Source organism: Duganella sp. FT27W, from assembly GCF_009295655.1.
GTDB classification, from domain to species: Bacteria; Pseudomonadota; Gammaproteobacteria; order Burkholderiales; family Burkholderiaceae_D; genus Rugamonas; species Rugamonas zoogloeoides.
Genome location: NZ_WHIV01000001.1, coordinates 1346994 through 1366336, shown reverse-complemented (window position 1 = coordinate 1366336; position 19343 = coordinate 1346994). Strand labels below are relative to the sequence as shown.

The following is a 19343-nucleotide window of genomic DNA, read 5'->3' as shown; positions in this document are numbered from 1 at the left end:
TTACGCGCGGCCCAGGATCGAGGCGGCCGCCATCAGCTCGTCAATCAGCGCCAACGAGCTTTTGCCCGACAGCGCGTGCGGATTGAACTCGGGCAGCGCCGAGTAGCGCAACAGGGTGCCGGGATTGAGCTTGTTCAGGTTGACCTGGCCCATGGTCCAGCCGGAATAGCGGCGTTCACAGATTTCTTCGTAGTGCAGCAGGATGGCGTCGGTGTGGCGCGGGTCGCGCAGGATCTTCGCGTACAGCGCGTTGACCTGCTCGCGGCCCCCTTCGATCACTTGCAGGTACAGGCGGTCGCTGTGGCACAGCACCCCGGTAATGCCATGCTTGGGGTTGTAGTTGTGCGACTGCTGCATGATGGCGGTGATGCCGCCCACGGGCGTATCCCTGGCGGCGTGGCTGGCGTACAGAAGGCGGACAAGCATGCTGGTATCTCCCGGAGATTGACGTTTGATTAGCGTTTGATGAGCGAAAGGAACTCGCGGCGCAGCGCCGGGTCCTTGAGGAAGGAGCCGTGCATCACACTGTTGATCATACGCGCGTCCATGTCCTTGACGCCGCGCCACTGCATGCAAAAATGGTCGGCTTCCATGATCACGGCCAGGCCGTCCGGCTGCATTTTTTCCTGCAGCAGGTCGGCCAATTGCACCACGGCTTCCTCCTGGATTTGCGGGCGGCTCATGATCCAGCTGGCCAGGCGCGCGTACTTCGACAGGCCGATCAGGTTCGAATGCTGGTTGGGCATGACGCCGATCCACACCTTGCCAATCACGGGGCACAGGTGGTGCGAGCACGCGCTGCGCACGGTGATCGGCCCGATGATCATCAACTCGTTGAGGTTGGCGGCGTTGGGAAATTCGGTGACCGGCGGCATCTCGACATAGCGCCCGCCGAACACTTCGGTCATGTACATCTTGGCCACGCGGCGGGCGGTGTCCTGCGTATTGTGGTCGCTCACGGTGTCGATCACCAGGCTCTCGAGCACCTTTTGCATATGGCCGCTCACTTCGTCGAGCAACTGATCGAGCTCGCCCGGTTCAATATAGGCGGCGATATTGTCGTTGGCGTGGAAGCGCGTGTTGCTGGCCACCAGCCGTGCGCGGATGCGTTCGGAGGCGGTGGTGGTGACAGGCAGGTATGCCGGTTGCGGCTCGGTGGTCATGCGAAAATCCAATCAAAAAAGAGAGTTGCTACTGCGGCGGCAGCGGCAGGCCTTCGGCATAGGCCAGCCGCTCCAGCGCCTGTTCCATCAGCATGCGCGCATGGCCGGCGCTGCGCGCCAGGTCCTGGTGCAGCGTGGCGTCGGCGGCATTGCGGCTCACGCACTGGGCGCTGTACCGCTCGAAGCTGGTCAACATCAGCAGTATATCCGCCAGGTGGCGCGGACATTCGCAATCGATGCTGGTGGACATGGCGGCCAGTTCCGCCAGTTGCTGGTCGTCGAGCCGGCGCGGCGCGACCGCCGTGGCCGGTGGCGCCGGCGGGCGGCCGCCGCCGGCAAACGCAGTGGCGCACAGCAGCGCCACTTCGGCGGCGTCGGAAGGCGCCCGCGCCACCAGGCAGTCCTGCTCGCGCAGGCGGCGCACGGTGGCGCTGTCGCAGAAACGGTAGAGCACCACCACCGCGCGGACGTTCAGCGCGGCGCGCGTGGCCATCACCGCCGGCAGTGCATCGGCGTTCATCTCGGACGCTTCGATCAGCAGCAGGTCGGCCGTCACGCCGGCCAGCGACTGCGGCGCCTGTTCCAGGTACTGGCAACTGGCCACGATGTCGAGCACGGGGGCGGTGCGCGCCGCCGCCAGCTGGCGGGTGAGGGCGCCGCCGGCAATCGCCAGGCGCAGCAGGCGCGGTTCGTTTTCCACCGGCGGCGCCACGCCGGCCAGGGCCAGCAGTTCGTCGAGGTCGAGGCGGGCCACGGTGGAAATCGCGTGGCCCTGGTCCACCGCGCGCTTGAGCAGGCCGAGGCGGCGTACCTGCTCGGACGAGTACAGGCGCTGGCCGCGCGGCGAACGGCCGGCATCCGATACGCCATAGCGCCGCTCCCACACGCGCAGGGTCTCTACCGGCAGGCCGGCCAGGCGCGCGGCCACGCCGCTGCGGTAGCCGGCGCCGGTGCTGGGCGAATTGTCGTCGGAGTCTGTCACGTTGGTTCCTGTCGGTTGATGGCCGCATTTTAACAGTTTCATGCCTGTGAGCCACATTGTCCCGGTCATGAACCGCTTTTTAGTTCTTTTGCAGCGCTATTCAGCGTCTCTTCGCCAGTATACTGGGACATCGGTGGAACAAGTAATCAGGAAAGTTTTTAAATGATCGTTACGAGACCCAACATTGCAGTCATCGGCGGCGGCCTGGCCGGACTGTCCTGTGCGCGCCACTTGCAGGATGCGGGCTGCCGCACAACCGTGTTCGAGAAGGCGCGCGGCCCCGGTGGACGCATGAGCACGCGGCGCGGCGACGACTGGCAGTGCGACCACGGCGCCCAATATTTCACGGTGCGCGACAACCGCTTCCGCGACGAAGTGGCGCGCTGGGAAGCGGCCGGCGTGGCCGGCCTGTGGGAGCCCCGGCTGGTGGAGCTGACGGCGGCAGGCGCTTGCGTGAGAAAGGCGCCGGACAGCGTGGCGCGTTTCGTCGGCATTCCGCGCATGAGCGCGCCGGCCGGCTGGCTGGCGTCGAACCTGCGCGTGCACAGTGGCCATACCATCGTCGATATGCAGCACGATCGCGCCGGTTGGCGTCTGCAGTCGAAGGAGCACGGCGTGCACGAAGAGCGTTTCGACGCAGTGGTGCTGGCCGTACCCGGGCCGCAGGCCACGGTGCTGCTCGCGCCGCTCTTGCCGCTCACTTCATGGCAGACGGCAGTGGACATGCTGCCCTGCTGGACCCTGATGCTGCGCTATCGTACGCCAGGCATCCGATTTGCGCCCGGCTACGATGCCGCTTTCGTCAACCACGGACCGCTGGCCTGGATTGCCCGCGATGGCGCGAAGCCGGGCCGGCAAGGCAGCGAAGCGTGGGTGCTGCAAGCGAGTGCCGAGTGGAGTGCCGCCCACCTCGAAGACGATGACGAGACGGTGTGCGCCGCGCTGCTGGCGGCCTTCGCCGAACTGGGCGCACCACCACCGGACGCGGTGACCGCGCACCGCTGGCGCTATGCCAGGGCCGGCGCTCCACACCACGAACAGCCGGACCAGGACAGCGCGGACAGCGAGCCTGGCCTGCAGCGCGAGGCCGTGTGGCTGCCGGCGGTGCGGGTGGGCATGTGCGGTGACTGGCTTGCCGGTGGCCGCGTGGAAGATGCATGGCTCAGCGGCCGCGCGTTGGCCGCGCAGGTGCTGACCAGCATGGCCTGCACGACATCTTCCTGAATTACAGGCGGGCGATCACCGCCAGCAGTGCGTCATGGTCGAGCGGCTTGACAAAATAATGGTCGAAGCCGGCCGCCTTGGACATCTCGCGGTCCTCGCGCCGGCCATAGCCCGATACCGCCACCAGCGTGGCGTGCTTGCTGGCCGGGAGCATGCGCAGGCCGCGCGCCAGGTCGTTGCCGTTCAGGTCGGGCAGGCCGATGTCGAGCAGGCACAGTTGCGGTGCGAGCCGCTGCGCCGCTTCCAGTCCGCCGTGCGCGGTGTGCGCCACCACCACTTCGTGGCCGGCCGCTTCAAGCAGCAGTTGCAGCGTTTGCGCGGCGTCCACGTTGTCGTCCACCACCAGCACGCGCAGCTGTGCGCCGGAGACGTTGTCCGGCTTCGGCAGTGCCGGCGCCACGTCCGCTTCGGTGGCGGGCAGCACGATGGCGAAGGTGCTGCCCTGGCGTTCGCCGCCACTGTCCACCGTCACCGTGCCGCCGTGCAGTTCCACCAGCATCTTGACCAGCGCCAGTCCCAGCCCCAGGCCGCCCTGCGAGCGGTCGGAGGTGCGGTCGGCCTGGGCGAACAGTTCGAACACGCGGCCGCGCAGTTCGGGCGACATGCCGATACCGTTGTCGCTCACCTCGAGCCGGACATTGCCATCTTCGGCCCGCACGCGCAGCGTGATTTCGCCGCCGCTGGGCGTGTACTTGGCGGCGTTGTTGAGCACATTGACCAGTACCTGCACCAGGCGCTTGTGGTCGCCCACCACCTGCAACGGTTGCTCGGGCGTGACCAGTTCGAAGCGGTGCTGGCGCGCGCGCATCATGGGCTCGGCTTGCTCCACGGCGTCGGCCACGATGTCGGCCACGTGCAGCGGCGCGCGGGTGATCGTGACCAGGCCGCGCGTGACGCGCGAGACATCGAGCAGGTCGTCGATCAGGCGCGTCATGTGGTGCACCTGGCGCACGATGATGTCGGCAGTGCGGTCCACGGCGGCCGGCGAGGCGTTGCCGCTGCGCAGCAGCTGGGCGCCGGCGCTGATCGGCGCCAGCGGATTGCGCAACTCGTGCGCCAGCATGGCCAGGAATTCGTCCTTGCGCTGGTCGGCCAGGCGCAGCTGCGCTTCCGCCTTCAGGTGCTGGCGCTCCTTGTCCTGCAAGGCGGCAGCCATGGCGTCGAGGGCGCGCGCCAGTTCGCTGATTTCCTCCTTGCCGTAAGTGATGCCGCTGCGGGCGCTCAATGATCCGGAAGCGATGCTGTTGGCCGTGGTGGCCAGCATTTTCACCCGCCGCAGCACCAGCACGTCGCCGACGAACCACGCCGCCAGCATGGCCAGCACCAGCGTCACGCCCAGCGCCAGCAGATCCATGACCTGGTCGCGGCGCGCCACGGCGGTGATGTCATCGACGGGGATGCCGATGGTGACGGTGTAGTCGGTGAGACCGTTGTTGCCCACGCGGGCGAAGCGGTGCAGCCGCTCCACGCCGTCCGGTCCCGTGAGCCGCACCGGCTTGCCCGGCTCACCGGCCATGGCGGCGCGCATCTCGGGCCATACCGGCTTGCCGAACCATTCTTCCGGGTTCGGTTTGCGGGCGATGATCTTGCCTTCCGAGTCGGCCGTCATCAGCACCGAGCCTGGTGGCAGCTGGATGTCGGCCACGAAGCGATCGAGCTTGGTCAGGTCCAGCGCGGCGAATACCACGCCGCGTACCTGCTCATCTTCGTCGAGGATGGGATAGGTGAGGTTGACCGTGTGCTTCTGGATCACGCGCCCGAAGATGTAGCCGCCGGCGACAAAACGCTTGAGGTGGACCGCGCGGCGGAAATGCGAGCGGTCGCGCAGGTTGACCGGTCCCGACGACGGGATGGCGCTGCAGGTGACGTCGCCGTTCAGCTGGATCACGCCGAAGTTGGCGTAGTCGCCGTTCTGACGCTGGATGCTGTCGAGCAGGTTATTGCAGCGGGCCTGGTCGCTCATCAGGTCGGGCACGCTGGCCAGGTCGCGCAGGATCTGGCGCGCGCTGGCGATCGACTGCGCCTCGTTGGCGGCGGCCAGGTTGGTCAGGCGTTGCAGGTTTTCCTCGGCCACGCTGATCGCGTGATCATGCTCGCGGATGCCGCTGATGATGGTCATCACGGCGATCGGCGCGATCGCCAGCGCCACCAGCAGCATCAGCCGTCCGCGCAGGCTGTTGAGGCTAAAGAGCAGAAAGGCCATGGTTCAAAGGCTGCCGTGGCGCTGGTTGCCGAAGGCGATGATGGCCTGCACGCCGCGCCGCAGGGTGGCAACGTCGTCGGAGATGTAGCCGATGCGCAGGTGGCCGGGCACGCCCAGTGCGTCGCCGGGCATCACCGCCACTGCGTATTCGGTCAGCAGTTGCTCGGCAGCGGCCACGGTGTCGAGTCCCAGTGCCGACACGTCGAACCACAGGTAGGGCCCGGAGGCGGGGGCGCGCACCGTCAGCCACGCCAGGTTGGCGGTCAGGTCCAGCACCAGGTCGCGGCGGGCGCGGTAGTCGGCCAGCATGGCGGTGGACTCGGGCGAATCGTCGGACTCGAAGGCGGCGGCCAATGCCAGCTGGATGAGCATCGGTGCCGCGGCGGTGATCGGTCCCTGCACGGTTTCCATGGCCGCCACCAGCGGCGCCGGCGCTACCGCGAAGCCGGCGCGCCAGCCCATCATGGCGTAGCTCTGCGAGGCCGAGAACAGCGTGACTACGCCCAGCGCGCGCCAGTCGGGCCGCGCGGCCAGGCTGTGGTGAACGCCGTCGAACACCAGCTTTTCGTAGCTCTCGTCAACGATGGCGCGGGTGCCGGTTTTACCCAGCCAGGCGGCGATGCAGTCGAGCTCCGTGGCCAACAGCAGCGTGCCGGAGGGGTTGTGCGGATTGTTGAGGATCAGGACTTTGGCCGGCGGCAGGCTGTCGAGCAGTTCGGTGGTGATCCGTGCGGGCAGATCGACCAGTATCGGTTCCAGGCCCAGCAGTTTGCTGGTGGCCACGTACGCGGGCCAGTACGGTTTGAAGATAATTACTGCGTCGCCCGGATCGGCCATCACGTACAGCGCCTGGTACAGCGCCTGCTTGGCGCCGTTGGTGACCAGGATCTCGCCCGGCGCGGCATCGATGCCGTTTTCGCGCGTGACGCGGGCGGCCAGCCGCGCGCGCACGCTGGCGTCGCCGCCCACCGCCGTGTAGGGCAGGGCCGGGCGGTGCAGCGCTTCGTGCATGGCAGCGAGTACGGCGGGCGGTGCGGGGAAATGCGAAATGGCGATGGAAAAATCGATCACGTGTTCGCCGCGGTCCTTCATGGCGTCCACCCGGCCGTGCAAGGCGGTGGTGGCAAGCGGCCGGGACTTGGCGATGCGATGCGAAATTTCCATAATTATTTCAATGACTTATGCAGTGGGGTAATAAGTATATTACGTAAATAGCCGTGCGGCATCTACTGATGGCGGTCTGTCTTGTCGGATGGTATCCTAACCGGCTAAATTCGTAAGGAGTTGTATGCCGTACCCAACACACGCAACAAAAATTGCCCTGGCGATCACGCTGGGATTGACAAGCACTGCGCTTCCGGCATTCGCCAACGCGCAGGAAATCATCAAGATCGGCCACGCGTCAGGCACGTCCGGCACCGCCGCCCACCTGGGCAAGGACAATGAAAACGGCGCCCGCATGGCGGTCGAGGAACTCAACGCCAAGGGTGTCGTCATCGGTGGCAAGAAGTACAAGATTGTGCTGCAGGCGGAGGACGACGCGTCCGATCCCAAGCAGGGCACGGCCGTGGCGCAAAAGCTGGTCGATGCAAAAGTCAATGGCGTGATCGGCCACCAGGTCTCGGGCACCACCATCCCGGCATCGCGCATTTACTTCAACGCCGGCATTCCGCAAATTTCGCCGTCGGCCAGCAATCCGCAGTACACGCGCCAGCGCTTCACGTCGGCGTTCCGCAATATCGCCAACGACGAGCAGCAGGGCGCGGCGCTGGCCCGCTATGCGCTGCAAAACGTCAAGGCCAAGCGCATCGCCGTGATCGACGACCGTACCGCGTACGGCAAGGGCCTGGCCGATGAATTCTCGAAAAATATCAAGCGCCTGGGACCGGCGGCTGGTGCAGCAATCGTCAGCACCCAGTACACCAACGACAAGGCCACCGACTTCAACGCCATCCTCACCACGGTGAAAGCCACCAAGCCGGACCTGGTCTTCTACGGCGGCATGGACGCAGTGGCCGCGCCGATGCTGCGCCAGATGAAGCAGCTGGGCTTCCCGGTCAAGTTCATGGGCGGCGACGGCATGTGCTCGGATTCGGTGCCGCGCCTGGCCGGCGACGGCATGAACGACGACCAGGTGCTGTGCGCGGAAGCGGGCGGTGTGGCGCCGGCGCAGGAAAAGGCGCTGACCGATTTCAAGGCTGCCTACAAAAAGCGTTTTGGCGTGGACGTGCAGACGTACGCCCCGCAAACCTATGATGCCTTGATGACCATGGTCGATGCGATGCAGCAGGCTGGCTCGCCCGATCCGGTCAAGTACCTGCCGTACCTGGCCAAGATCAACCACAAGGGCGTGACCGGCGATATCGCCTTCGATGCGCGTGGCGACATCAAGGATGGCGCGTTGACCATCTTCACGTTCCAGAAGGGCAAGCGCGTGAAGGTCGCGGTGGTCAAGTAACGCCAGTGACATGAAAAACGCCCGGTAGCCGCAAGGCCCCGGGCGTTTTTTTTGTGGCGATCAGGCGCCGGGTGGGCCGCCGAAGCCGCCGGGGCCAGGACCACCGGGGCCGGGACCACCGGGACGGCCACGGAAGCCGCCTTCGCCTTCACCCTCGCTGCGGTTGCTGTTGACGCCGCCGAAGCGGTACGACAGGCCCACGTAGAACACGCGGCCGTCGAAGCGGCGGGTGCTGGTCTCGCGCAGCGTGGTGCTGTCGACGATGGTTTCCATCTTGTTGCGGTCGAAGATGTCGGTGATGTTGGCCACCAGGTTCCACTGGCTGTTCAAGGCATGGCGCACGCTCATGTTGACCGTGTTGTTCGGCGAGCGGTAGCCCTGGCCCGACAGCATCTTGCCCTGCATTTGCAGCGCCAGCTGCACCTGCGTGGCCGTGGTCATCTGCCAGTTCAGGCGCGCGCGCCCGCTGAGCGAGTTGGCAGTGCGGCTGGTGATCACGCCCGCTTCATCCTGCGAGCGCTGCTGGTTGCGCATCAGGTTGCCGCTGGTGTTGAGCGTGAGCGTGGGCGTGAGCTTGCCGCTGACGGTGAATTCCAGGCCGCTCGAGTGGCTGCCTTCGCCATTCTGGCGGGTGGTCAGCAGCACATTGTCGGCGATGAAGTAGCGGTAATCGACGATGGCGTCGGTATCGCGCCGGTAGTAGCCGCGCAGATTGGTCTCCAGACCGCCGAACTTGGTCTCGTAACCGACTTCGAACGAATCGGTCTTGGTCGGTTTCAGGTCAGGATTACCAGCCGAGACGTTGAATTCGTCGCGGTAGGTCACATACGGATTGAGGTCGTTGGCCTGCGGGCGGCGCAGGCGGCGCGCGTAGGCAAAGCGCATATTGGCGTCGTCCGACACTTTATAGGTGGCGAACATGCTGGGGATGAAATTGATGTAGCTGTTCTTGGCCGTGATGCCGCCGGTGATCTGGTGGATGTCCATGTCGGTGTGCTCGGTACGCACGCCGCCCAGCAGGCCCCAGCGCTCGGACAGGCGCATCTGGTACGTGCCATACAGGGCCAGCACGGTTTCCTCGATGTCGAAGCGGTTGGTGCGCGACGGGTTGACGGTGGCGAGACTGGTGACCGGATCGATGTCGGTGTACAGCGTGTCGAAATTGTTCCTGGTGCGGGCGATCTTGTAGCCGACATTGGTGGTGCCGCCCCACAGCGGACGGCCGTAGTCGCCGGTGAAATCGATCACGCGGGTGCTGGTGTCGTTGTGCTGGAACGCGCGGGTGTCGGTGCGGCCGAAGTTGTCCGACCCGACGGCGTAGTCGCTGGCGTAGTTGGTGTCGCTGTCGTTGTCGGCGGCCGATACGCGCAGGTCGATTTTCAGCGTTTCGCCCGGCAGTTCGCCCTTGTGGTCGTAGCGCGCGCCCCAGCTGAAGTTCTTGGCGTCGCCGCTGCGCGAGGTGTTGCGCACGTAGTCGCTGGCGGCGCTGGCGGGGTTGAAACCGGTGGCGCCGTTCACATAATGCTCGGTCGAGCGCTGGTCGTTGCCGCGTCCCATGAACGACAGGCTGCCGGTCAGGGTGTCGGTCTGGTTCATATTGTAGCTGACGGTGCCGTTGGCGCCGACCATGTCGTTAAGCCCCTTGCTCACTGAATCCTGGGTGCTGGGCACATACTGGCCGGTGCGCGCATCGAGCCGCTCGCGGTTCACTTCCGACGTCGAATTGCGGCCGTCGTGGCGCACATTGAGGCCGCCCTGGAAGCCCCACAGGCCCTCGTTGTAGCTGCCGTTGACGGAGCTGTTGTAGCGCCCCTCGGTGCCGGCGTTGGCATTGACCGAGCCGAAACCGCCCGGCTTGCGGTTGCGGCGCATGACCAGGTTCAGGATCGGACCGCCGCCGCCCTCGTTGCCGAACTGCGCGCCGGGGTTGTTGATCACTTCCACCGATTCGATATCGTCGGCCGGCATCGCCTGCAGCGCCGCGCCCCGGTTCTCGCCCTGCAGCATGGCCGACGGCTTGCCATCGACCATGATCTGCACATTGCTGCTGCCGCGCAGCGACACCGTGCCATCGGGATCGACCGCCACCGACGGCACGTTGTTCAGGGCGTCGGCAGCGGTGCCGTTGGTGCTCGAGACGTCGGACTTGACGTCGTACACCTGGCGGTCGATGCGGTTGGTGGGGCGTTCTGCCGCGACCGTCACCGACGGCACCACCGGCGTTGCCTCGGCCTTGACGGCGCCGGGCTTGGCTGCCGGCGGGTTGTTCTGCGTAGCCGGCGGCGCATCGGTGGACTGGGCAAGCGCGGACAACGGCGCCGTCAGCAGGGAGCAGGTCAGGAGTATCTTTTGCATGAGGAGGGGCAAGGTGATGAAAGTAAGTTAATGCGACTATTTTACAGAAGCAATGTCTAAAAACTTGCCATTTACAATACTTTACTTACGTGAAGCTGGCGTGAAGTTTGTAAGCGGAGTATGTCGTCTTCTTTCTGGCAGAGGGCTGTCTCCTCCGCAACGGCTAGAATGGCGGAAAGGAGATTCAATCATGGCACAAGGATATGCCCGTATCGGGCGCGACATGTATACCACCGATATCGAGGTGGGTGGACACAAGCTGACCGGCGACGAACCGCCGCGCAACGGCGGCCAGGATGCAGGGCCGGCGCCGTACGATTTTCTGCTGGCGGGTCTCGGTTCGTGCACGGCGATCACGCTGCGCATGTACGCCGACCGCAAGCAGTGGCCGCTGGAAGCGGTCAAGGTGGACCTGCACCTGGCGCGCGGCGATGACGGCACCGTGATCACCCGCACACTGCACCTGACCGGCGCGCTCGATGCGGAGCAGGTGGCGCGGCTGGCCGATATCGCCGAGCGCACGCCGGTGACCCTGACGCTCAAAGCCGGCGCCCGGATCGATACGACGGTCGGATGACAAAGCGTTTTGCGGTGTGCTGCCGCACAGTCGATCCTCGGCCCGTTGGCTACTCTGGCTTTAGTTTTCTACAACCAGAGAGTCTTCCATGGCAGCCCCGCAGAGCAAACAAATCACCACCTTGCTGCGCAAGGTTTTCGGCATCGCGGCACTGCGCGACGGCCAGCGCAACGTGATCGACAGTGTGCTGGCCGGCGCCGATACGCTGGCCGTCATGCCCACCGGTAGCGGCAAGTCGCTGTGCTACCAGTTGCCGGCACGGCTGCTGCAAGGGCTGACAGTGGTGGTCTCGCCGCTGATCTCGCTGATGAAAGACCAGGCCGAAAAGCTCGAAGAAGCCGGCATCGCCAGCGCCGCGCAGATCAACAGCAGCCTGTCGCGCGCCGACGAACTCGCGGCGCTCGAAGGCATCGAAAGCGCCGCCCACGACATTGTTTTCTGCACCCCCGAGCGCCTGATCACGCCCGATTTCCTGGCGCTGCTCAAGCAGAGCGAGATCGCGCTGGTGGTCATCGACGAGGCCCACTGCATCTCGCAATGGGGCCACGACTTCCGTCCCGCCTACCTCGAAATCGGCGCCGCACTGGAGGCGCTGGGGCGCCCGCAAGTGCTGGCGCTCACTGCCACCGCCACCGACGACGTCATCAAGGATATCCGCACCCAGTTGGGCCGCCCGCGCATGGCCGTGGTCAATACCGGCATCTACCGGCCCAACCTGCACTACCGCGTCAAACAGGTCACCAATCCGTCCGAGAAGGCAGCGCAGGCGCTGCTGCTGGTGCGCGAGACCGCAGGCGTGGGCATCATCTATGCCGCCACCGTCAAGGCGGCGGAGGAAATGCATGCCCAACTGAAGGAAGCCGGCGAGAGCGTGACGATTTACCACGGCAAGCTGCGCGCCGCCGAACGGGTGGAAAACCAGAACCTGTTCATGAGCGGCGAGCGCCGCGTGATGGTGGCCACCAACGCCTTCGGCATGGGCATCGACAAGGCCGACACGCGCTTCGTGATCCACTTGCAGGTGCCGGCCAACCTGGAGGCGTACTACCAGGAGTCGGGCCGCGCGGGGCGCGACGGCCTCGATGCGCAATGCACGCTGCTGTACTACCACGCCGATAAACGCCTGCAGCAGTTTTTCCTGGTCAAGCACTACCCGCAAGCCGAGGAACTGCGCGCGGTGTACGAGGCTGCTGCGGCCCACGATGGCGCCGCGTTCACCGAGGCCGACCTGAAACCGAAGCTCGAACACATCTCGGCAAGCCAGCTGAAAATCTGCCTGAAAATGCTCAAGGACGGCAAGCTGCTCAAGCGCAGCCGCAAGCTCGATTACGCACTGGCCAAGCTGCCCGGCGGCGCCACCGTGCCGAAGGCTGCCCGGTACGCCGAGATGGCGCAAGTGTACGCGGACAAGCATGAACGCGACCGCGAGGGACTGGAGCAGATGGTGGGCTACGCCCAGAGCGGCTACTGCCGCTGGAAGCTGCTGCTCGATTACTTCGACGATGCGTCGCCGGGCTTCGAGCAGTGCTGCAAGTGCGACAACTGCCTGTCGCCGCCGGCGATCCAGCTGTCGTCGTTCGACCTGGAGGCTGGCGCGGCGCTTGCGGAGCCGATCGCACAGGAACAGGGCCCGCCAGACGTGCCGCCGGTCGCCGCCGCCGGCTTGCCCGGATTGGCGCCAGTGCCGCTGGTGGCCGCAGTAGCCGTTGTCAATACAGGCGCTACGGCGTTACCTCGAACAGCAGGAACTGTGTAACCTGGCGGTTGTTGAAGTTGTCGTCCGAGATCAGCACCAGGCTGGCATGGCCATTGGCCAGGCGCGGCCCGAAGGCCATGCCTTCGAGGTTGTCCACCAGCGGCAGGCCGGCCTGATTCAGGTCCAGCACCAGGCGCTTGGTCACCGGGGTGACGCTGGCGCCGGCCACGGTGGGCAGCTGCGCGATATCGGTGGCGCCAGCGGTGTCCACTTCGTACAGGCGCACGTAGTTGCGGTAGCGGCCGGCGTCGTCCTGTATGCCGGCGCGCTCGAGCACCAGCAGGCGGTTGTCGCTCAGCGCCAGGATTTCGGAAACGCCATTGTCGGCATTCTTGCCGGTGCCAGGGGCGGCCGCCAGCGGTTCCAGCGCATACGCATACTGGCCCAGCACCTTGCCGTCGCGGCCAAAACGGGTGATGCGGTTGACCGCGCCGTGAGCGGTCGTGGGCACCGGACCATCCTGGTACATCGGCCCTTCCAGCGACACCCAGATCGAGGCGCCATCGGGCGTAAAACTCAAGCCTTCGAAAGCCTGGTTGTTGCGCGGGCCGGAACTGTGATCCGTCTTCACATTGAACAGCGGCGGCAGCGGCAGTTCGTAGCGCAGGCGGCCATCGGCGCCGGCCTGGCGCACGAACGGGTTGAGGGCGAGCGAGACATCGCCTTCGCTGCCGTACCAGATGGCGCCATCGCGCGGGTCGACGCGCAGGGTTTCCAGGTCGGCCACCGCGCCGCCCAGTCGTGCGAAATCATTCTTGGACGGATACGCCGTGCCATCGGCTTGCAGCAGCGTGGTCACGCCGGTCAGCTGTACCGAGGTGAAGGACTGCTGGTCGTAATCGAGCCGTGCGCGGTAGTAGCGCGCCGGATTGTGCTCGGAGCGGTCGTCGCAGATCATCACCCAGTCGCCGCGCGCGGCATCGTAGTCGATGCCCGACAGGCCGCCCACCAGCGTGTCCTCGAAGCGCATGCGCCAGGGCAGGCGCTGCTCGCCGATCAGGCGCAGCGATGCGATGGTATCGGGCGTGCGCGCCAGGGCCAAGGTGGTGGCGGGGGTCTGGGCGCCGGCGCTCAGCACCAGCAGGCTGGCGGCGGCAAGGGCGGTGCGGACGAAGGAAGACAGGGCGGCCATGGAGAATCTGCAAATCGGAAAAAGCGTGCAGTATAGCCGCCCCTGCCGGAACGCGTCAGCGACCTTTTATGCCGGCTCTTCTTCGAGTTCGTCCTCGCGGCTCCAGACCGGGAAAGGATCGGCATAGGTCAGCCAGGCGGGGGCGCCGGCGGCCAGTTCGTGGTCGGTCAGCACGCAGCGGCGGAAGGCCGCTTCCAGCGCCGGGCGGTCCATGCCGGCGCCGATGAAGACCAGTTCGTTCTGGCGGTCGCCGAAAGGTTCCACCCAGGCCGCTTCGATGCCGGCGCGGTCGGCGTCGCCGACCGGCGGCCAGTTGGCGCGGTCGCTGGCAGCCCACCATTGTCCTACCGGTTCCACCGACGCGATGCGCCCGGCGCGGGAATAGGCGACCGCCCAGTCGGGACGGCTGGCGAACCAGATATAGCCCTTGGCGCGTATCAGTCCCGGCAGCGCCAGGTCGAGAAATTCATTGAAGCGCTGCGCGTGCAGCGGACGGCGCTCGCGCACCACGAAGCTGTCGATGCCGTATTCCTCGGTTTCCGGCACGTGGATGCCGGCCAGCTCGCGCGCCCAGCCGGCCATCTGGCTGGCCTTGTCCAGGTCGAATGTGCCGGTGCCGAGGATCTGGTGCAGCGGCACCCGGCCTTTCTCGGCCAGCACCATGGTGGCGGTGGGATTGAGCGCCTTGATCACGGCGCGCACTGCGCCCATTTGTTCGATGGTGACCAGGTCGGTCTTGCTGACCACGATCACGTCGGCGAACTCGATCTGCTCGGACAGCAGCGCGGCCAGCGTGCGGTCGTCGCCTTCGCCGGCGCTCTGGCCGCGCTGGGCCAGGAAGTCGGCACAGTTGTAGTCGTTCAGCAGGTTGACGGCATCGACCACGGTGACCATGGTGTCGATGCGGGCCACGTCGTTGAGCGACACGCCGTCTTCGTCGGCAAAATCGAAGGTGGCGGCCACCGGCATCGGCTCGCCCACGCCGGTCGATTCGATCAGCAGGTAGTCGAAGCGATTTTCGGCAGCCAGCTTGCGCACTTCGAGCAGCAGGTCTTCGCGCAGCGTGCAGCAGATGCAGCCGTTGCTCATCTCGACCATTTTCTCCTCGGTGCGCGACAGGGCGGCGCCGGCGTTTTCGGTACCGTGGCGCAGCAACGCTGCATCGATATTCACCTCGCTCATGTCGTTGACGATGACGGCCACGCGCAAGCCTTCGCGGTTGGCCAGTACGTGGTTGAGCAGGGTGGTCTTGCCGGCGCCGAGAAAACCGGAAAGCACGGTGACGGGCAGGCGCAAATCGGCCGGGGAGGGGGCGTTGGTGGTCATGGATGGCTCGCTGAAAAGGCGCGGACGCGCGGACGGAAACAAGGACGGAGAAAACCCTTCAAATGCAATTGAGTTGCATCATAAGTCCGTTTCAGCGCTAATGCAAGTTTATTGCATTAAGACCGAGGAGTTTTTATGGTTTCGATTTTGCGCAGTGGGGGCAGGTGCCCTTGATCAGAAAATCCATTTCCTGACTCTGGAAGCCGCTGGGCAGCTTGATCGTGCGCGGCAGCGGCACGTCGGTGAAGCAGGTGACTTCTTCGCAGCGGGTGCACTGGAAGTGGGCATGCTCGTGCGAATGGTGACCGGCCCCGGCACGGAAACGCCACACCTGGTCGGCGCCGGCGATGCGGTGCACCAGTTCGTTTTCGGTCAGCCATTCGAGCACCCGGTACAGGGTGACCGAGTCGAGCGCTTCGTCGGACAGCAAGGCCTGGATATCGTGGTGGGTCAGCGACTTTTCCTGTCCCATCAAAAAGTCGAGCACGGTCACACGCTGGCGCGTGACGCGGGCACCGGTGGCGCGGATCAGTGCTTCTGCCTGGTCTGAAGAGGATGTTTGCATAGCCAGCATCTTAACATGGCCTTCAGGGAGACCGGGAAGGTCGCCATGTTGCGAATGAGAAGTGTTATCATTGTCGCTTTCATGATACTTCTTTCATTGCCATGCCTCTTATCCGCCTGCGCGCTGCGCCACCGCTCCCGTTGACTTCCATGGCCGCAGCGTTCGCGCTGCTGGCCGCGCCCCTGGCCCAGGGGCAGGAGCATGCCCAGGCAGGATCAGCGGCGCCGATGGAATCGATCCAGGTCACGGGCAGCTGGCTCGGGTCCGGCCTGCAAAACAGTGTCAAGAACTTTCCCGGCGCGCGCACGGTGGTGAACAAGGAAGACATCGAGGACTCGGGCGCGCTCGACATCGGCGACGTGCTGCGCCGGGTACCGGGCGTGCAGGCCACCGACAACTCGGGCACGGCCGGCAGCGCCATTTCGCTCAATATCGGCGTGCGCGGCCTGACCGGTCGCTACTCGCCCCGTTCCACCATCCTGCTCGACGGCATACCGCTGGCCGTGGCCCCATACGGCCAGCCGCAACTGTCGTTCGCCCCGGTGAGCCTGAACAATATCGAATCGATCGACGTGGTGCGCGGCGGCGGCGCGGTGCGCTACGGTCCGCAAAACGTGGGCGGTATCATCAATTTCCGCAGCCGGGCTATTCCCGAAGGCGCCATCAAGGGCGACGTCTCGGTGCGCTACAACGACTTCAGCGACGCGGGCCACAACACCCAGTACAGCGCCTTCCTGGGCGGCACATTCGACTCCGGCCTTGGCCTGGCGCTGATGTACTCGGGCATGGACGGCGGCGGCTGGCGCACCAGCAGTAACGACAAACTCAACGACGTCGCGCTGAAATTGCGCTATCCGCTCAATGGCCACAGCGAGGTGTACGGCAAGCTCACGTACTTCGACGTCAATTCGCGCACCCCGGGCGGGCTGACGGTGGCGCAGTACGCGGCAGACCGGTTCCAGAACACCCGTCCCACCGATTTCTGGAGCGGCGAGCGCAAGGGCGGCGACGTCGGCTACCTCAACACCATCTCGGCCACCCAGGAATTTGAAGTGAAGGCCTATTACAACGAGAGCTTCCGCCAGAGCGCGCTGATCAACGCCGCGCGCACCCAGGTGACCTGGCAGCCGCGCAATTACCAGGTGCTCGGCATCGAACCGCGCTACACCCAGCGCTTTGCCGCCGGCGGCCTCACGCACGATGTCACGGCCGGCTACCGCTTCCTGCGCGAACGTGGCGACGACAACAACTACGCCGTGACCGTCGCCACGGGCGTGCGCGGCGCCACCACCAGGTTCGACAACGCGACCGACGCCCATTCGGTGTATATCGACGACCGCATCGCGCTGGGCGCCTGGCGCATCACGCCGGGCGTGCGGTATGAACGCATCCGCTCCGATCGCCGCGATAGCGGCAGCGCTGCCGCTTTTGCGTCGGACAACAACAAGGCGCTGCCATCGCTGAACGTGGCCTACCTGGTCAACCCGGCGCTGACCGTGTTTGCCAACTACACCACGTCGTTTGGCGCCGTGCAAAACACCCAGCTCAATTCGCAGAGCGCCACCAATCCGCTTAACCCGGAAGTGGCCAAAACCTTCGAGGCCGGTGCGCGCTGGAAGAACCGCGCCGTCAGCGCCGAGTTCACCGCCTTCAAGCTCAAGTTCGACAACCAGATCCTGCAGGTGCCGGGTACCGTGCCTGCCACGTTCCAGAACATCGGCGCCACCAACCACGAAGGCATCGAGACCGCGTTCGATTACAGTTTTGCCGACGTCAGCGCGCTGGCCGGCCTGAACCTCTACGCCAACTACACCTATACCAGGGCGATCCAGGAATCGGGCGCCACGGCCGGCCTGGACGTGCCGTTCTACTCGCGCGGCACCGACACCGTCGGCGCGCGCTACCGGATCGATGCATGGTCGTTCAACGTCTCCGGCACCCACCAGACGCGCCAGTTCTCGGATGCCGCCAACACCGTGGCGGAAGCGGCCAGCGGCGCTGTCGGCGCCATCCCCGGCTTCCGCCTGTGGAATGCCCAGGTGGGCTGGAAGCTGAAGGGACAACCGGGGTACGAGGTGATGGCCGGAGTGAACAACCTGTCGGACCGCCGCTATTACACCCGCAACGTGGACGGCAATGCGGGCCGCATGGTTGGTGCGCCACGTACCGCTTACCTGCAATTGCGCGCCAGTTATTGAGTTGTTCGGTGTGCTACTACACAGTGTCTTGATGCCAACGTAGGACAAGGACCACATTTCCTCTTGCTTGGTGCCTACATTGGCCTACACGCCGGTCCTATACCGGCGGATCGGCCTGCTAGATATAGTGTCATCAACGGTGAGCGATAACCAACTCACCCAGACCACACATCTAGAGGCAGACACCATGAACGCATACCACACCAGCTCCGCAACCACCGCCGCCAACGCCACCGCAGGCCACAGCAGCGCCGGTTCGCAGATCAGCCTGATCGGCGCCCAACAAAACGATTTGCTGCGCGCCCTGTCGCGTGACGATCTGTTGGCCCTGTTCAGCGCGCTGGAACTGGTTGCGTTGCCTGCCGGCAAACACCTGTTCGACTTCGGGGACAAGGTCGAATATACGTACTTCCCGACCAACGCCATTATCTCCCTGCAATACGTGATGGAAGACGGCGCCACCACCGAGATCGCTGTAGTCGGCCGTGAAGGCGTGGTTGGCGTGGCCCTGTACCCGACCGAGCGCGCTTCGTATTCAGCCGTCGTGGAAGCCGCCGGTTACGGCTACCGCCTGCGTACCGATGTGCTGCGCGAAGTGTTTTACGCTGGCGGCCCGTTGGCCCAGCAACTGATGCGCTACACCAGCGCCATGTTCGCCCAATTGGCGCAAAGCGTGGCCGGCAGCCGCCACACCAGCATCGAACAAAAACTGTGCCGCTGGTTGCTGGAACGCCTGGATCGTTCGATGGGCAATGAATTGAAAGTGACGCAGGAAATGATCGCCAACATGCTGGGCGTACGCCGCGAGAGCGTGACCGGCGCGGCAGGCAAGCTGTCCGACGAAGGCCTTATTTCCTACCGCCGTGGTTGCGTTACCGTGCTCGATCGTGCGGGAATGGAAGCGCGTGCAGGCAGCTGCTACCAGGGCGGCCGCAACAAGGCGGCCGGCATGGAACAGCGTGCTGCTTGAGAAACAGCAGAAAGATTAATGCAAGACGCGGGACGGCGGGTTCACCAGGAAGCCGCTGAAGTCCACCCGGGGGGCAGAGCGGGTGGTCATGTTGTCAAGTTTGCGCTGGACCAGTTTGTGCCAGGCGGCGGCCCAACGCGCTGCCAGTTGCGATTCCTCTGCCGAACGCGCATACAGCGTTCTCTCGACAGCGATTTTTTGACGGTTCAGGGCGCGGGTAGCGTTCATCATGGCAGACATGGCGGGCTCGACTTGAAAGTTGTTGAGTGGAAAGCAAAGCCATTTTGCCTGTCCCGGCCGGTTTTGAATGTGCGCCAGTTCACCCAAGCACTGCGGTAAACCATCCCATCCGTGTAAAATACGTCTGCTGCGGTGCATCAATGATGCTCGGCAGCTATTTTTTTGCGCGGTGCTCATCGTGTTTACCTACTCTC

At 65.0% G+C, this 19343-nt stretch carries 16 protein-coding genes; 6 read left to right on the top strand and 10 right to left on the bottom strand.

Annotated features, from left to right (window positions below):
* The 3 genes from F8197_RS05785 to F8197_RS05775 are packed head-to-tail and all read right to left on the bottom strand — an operon-like array spanning position 1 to position 2145.
* Positions 1-426, bottom strand: coding sequence for a BLUF domain-containing protein (locus tag F8197_RS05785; RefSeq protein WP_056144919.1), 426 nt, complete (start codon positions 424-426; stop codon positions 1-3).
* Positions 427-455: 29 nt separating this feature from the next.
* Positions 456-1163, bottom strand: coding sequence for a GTP cyclohydrolase I (gene folE, locus F8197_RS05780; protein ID WP_056144922.1), 708 nt, complete (start codon positions 1161-1163; stop codon positions 456-458).
* A 28-nt stretch (positions 1164-1191) separates the two neighbouring features.
* Positions 1192-2145, bottom strand: a complete 954-nt coding sequence (locus tag F8197_RS05775; RefSeq protein ID WP_373996796.1) for a MerR family transcriptional regulator — start codon at positions 2143-2145, stop codon at positions 1192-1194.
* A gap of 162 nt (positions 2146-2307) precedes the next feature.
* Between F8197_RS05775 and F8197_RS05770 the strand changes: the two genes are divergently transcribed.
* Complete coding sequence (locus tag F8197_RS05770) at positions 2308-3369, top strand: NAD(P)/FAD-dependent oxidoreductase (RefSeq protein WP_152880651.1); 1062 nt, start codon at positions 2308-2310, stop codon at positions 3367-3369.
* A gap of 1 nt (position 3370) precedes the next feature.
* Here the strand turns inward: F8197_RS05770 and F8197_RS05765 are convergent, their stop codons facing one another.
* Together F8197_RS05765 and F8197_RS05760 are read right to left on the bottom strand one after the other, a co-directional pair.
* Positions 3371-5572 carry an ATP-binding protein gene (locus F8197_RS05765; RefSeq protein WP_152880649.1) on the bottom strand — a complete coding sequence of 734 codons (2202 nt, stop codon included), beginning with the start codon at positions 5570-5572 and terminating at the stop codon, positions 3371-3373.
* A 3-nt stretch (positions 5573-5575) separates the two neighbouring features.
* Positions 5576-6736 (bottom strand): pyridoxal phosphate-dependent aminotransferase, encoded by a 1161-nt coding sequence (locus tag F8197_RS05760; protein WP_152880647.1) that lies wholly within the window; start codon positions 6734-6736, stop codon positions 5576-5578.
* 124 nt (positions 6737-6860) lie between these two features.
* Here F8197_RS05760 and F8197_RS05755 point away from each other — a divergent pair, with 124 nt between their 5' ends.
* Positions 6861-8030 (top strand): branched-chain amino acid ABC transporter substrate-binding protein, encoded by a 1170-nt coding sequence (locus tag F8197_RS05755; protein ID WP_227012086.1) that lies wholly within the window; start codon positions 6861-6863, stop codon positions 8028-8030.
* Positions 8031-8090: 60 nt separating this feature from the next.
* Here F8197_RS05755 and F8197_RS05750 read toward each other — a convergent pair whose 3' ends face one another.
* Positions 8091-10385: an outer membrane beta-barrel family protein gene (locus tag F8197_RS05750; protein ID WP_152880645.1), complete on the bottom strand. Its 2295-nt coding sequence runs from the start codon at positions 10383-10385 to the stop codon at positions 8091-8093.
* Positions 10386-10575: 190 nt separating this feature from the next.
* Between F8197_RS05750 and F8197_RS05745 the strand changes: the two genes are divergently transcribed.
* Together F8197_RS05745 and F8197_RS05740 are read left to right on the top strand one after the other, a co-directional pair.
* A complete protein-coding gene (locus F8197_RS05745) occupies positions 10576-10962 on the top strand; it encodes an OsmC family protein (RefSeq protein ID WP_152880643.1) in 387 nt (128 codons plus the stop codon).
* Positions 10963-11050: 88 nt separating this feature from the next.
* Complete coding sequence (locus F8197_RS05740) at positions 11051-12718, top strand: ATP-dependent DNA helicase RecQ (protein ID WP_152880641.1); 1668 nt, start codon at positions 11051-11053, stop codon at positions 12716-12718.
* Here the strand turns inward: F8197_RS05740 and F8197_RS05735 are convergent.
* From F8197_RS05735 to F8197_RS05725, 3 genes are all read right to left on the bottom strand, one after another.
* Positions 12684-13850, bottom strand: a complete 1167-nt coding sequence (locus tag F8197_RS05735) for an esterase-like activity of phytase family protein (RefSeq protein WP_152880639.1) — start codon at positions 13848-13850, stop codon at positions 12684-12686. The genes F8197_RS05740 and F8197_RS05735 overlap by 35 nt on opposite strands.
* A 66-nt stretch (positions 13851-13916) precedes the next feature.
* Complete coding sequence (locus F8197_RS05730) at positions 13917-15176, bottom strand: GTP-binding protein (protein ID WP_152880637.1); 1260 nt, start codon at positions 15174-15176, stop codon at positions 13917-13919.
* A 133-nt stretch (positions 15177-15309) separates the two neighbouring features.
* Entirely contained in the window at positions 15310-15741 is a 432-nt protein-coding gene (locus F8197_RS05725; RefSeq protein ID WP_040377684.1) for a Fur family transcriptional regulator, read from the bottom strand.
* 149 nt (positions 15742-15890) lie between these two features.
* Here F8197_RS05725 and F8197_RS05720 point away from each other — a divergent pair, with 149 nt between their 5' ends.
* Positions 15891-17939: a TonB-dependent siderophore receptor gene (locus F8197_RS05720; RefSeq protein WP_227012085.1), complete on the top strand. Its 2049-nt coding sequence runs from the start codon at positions 15891-15893 to the stop codon at positions 17937-17939.
* A gap of 187 nt (positions 17940-18126) precedes the next feature.
* Complete coding sequence (locus tag F8197_RS05715) at positions 18127-18909, top strand: Crp/Fnr family transcriptional regulator (RefSeq protein WP_019920969.1); 783 nt, start codon at positions 18127-18129, stop codon at positions 18907-18909.
* Between the two features lie 15 nt (positions 18910-18924).
* Here F8197_RS05715 and F8197_RS28815 read toward each other — a convergent pair whose 3' ends face one another.
* Positions 18925-19326 (bottom strand): hypothetical protein, encoded by a 402-nt coding sequence (locus F8197_RS28815; protein ID WP_227012084.1) that lies wholly within the window; start codon positions 19324-19326, stop codon positions 18925-18927.
* Positions 19327-19343: the final 17 nt, after the last annotated feature.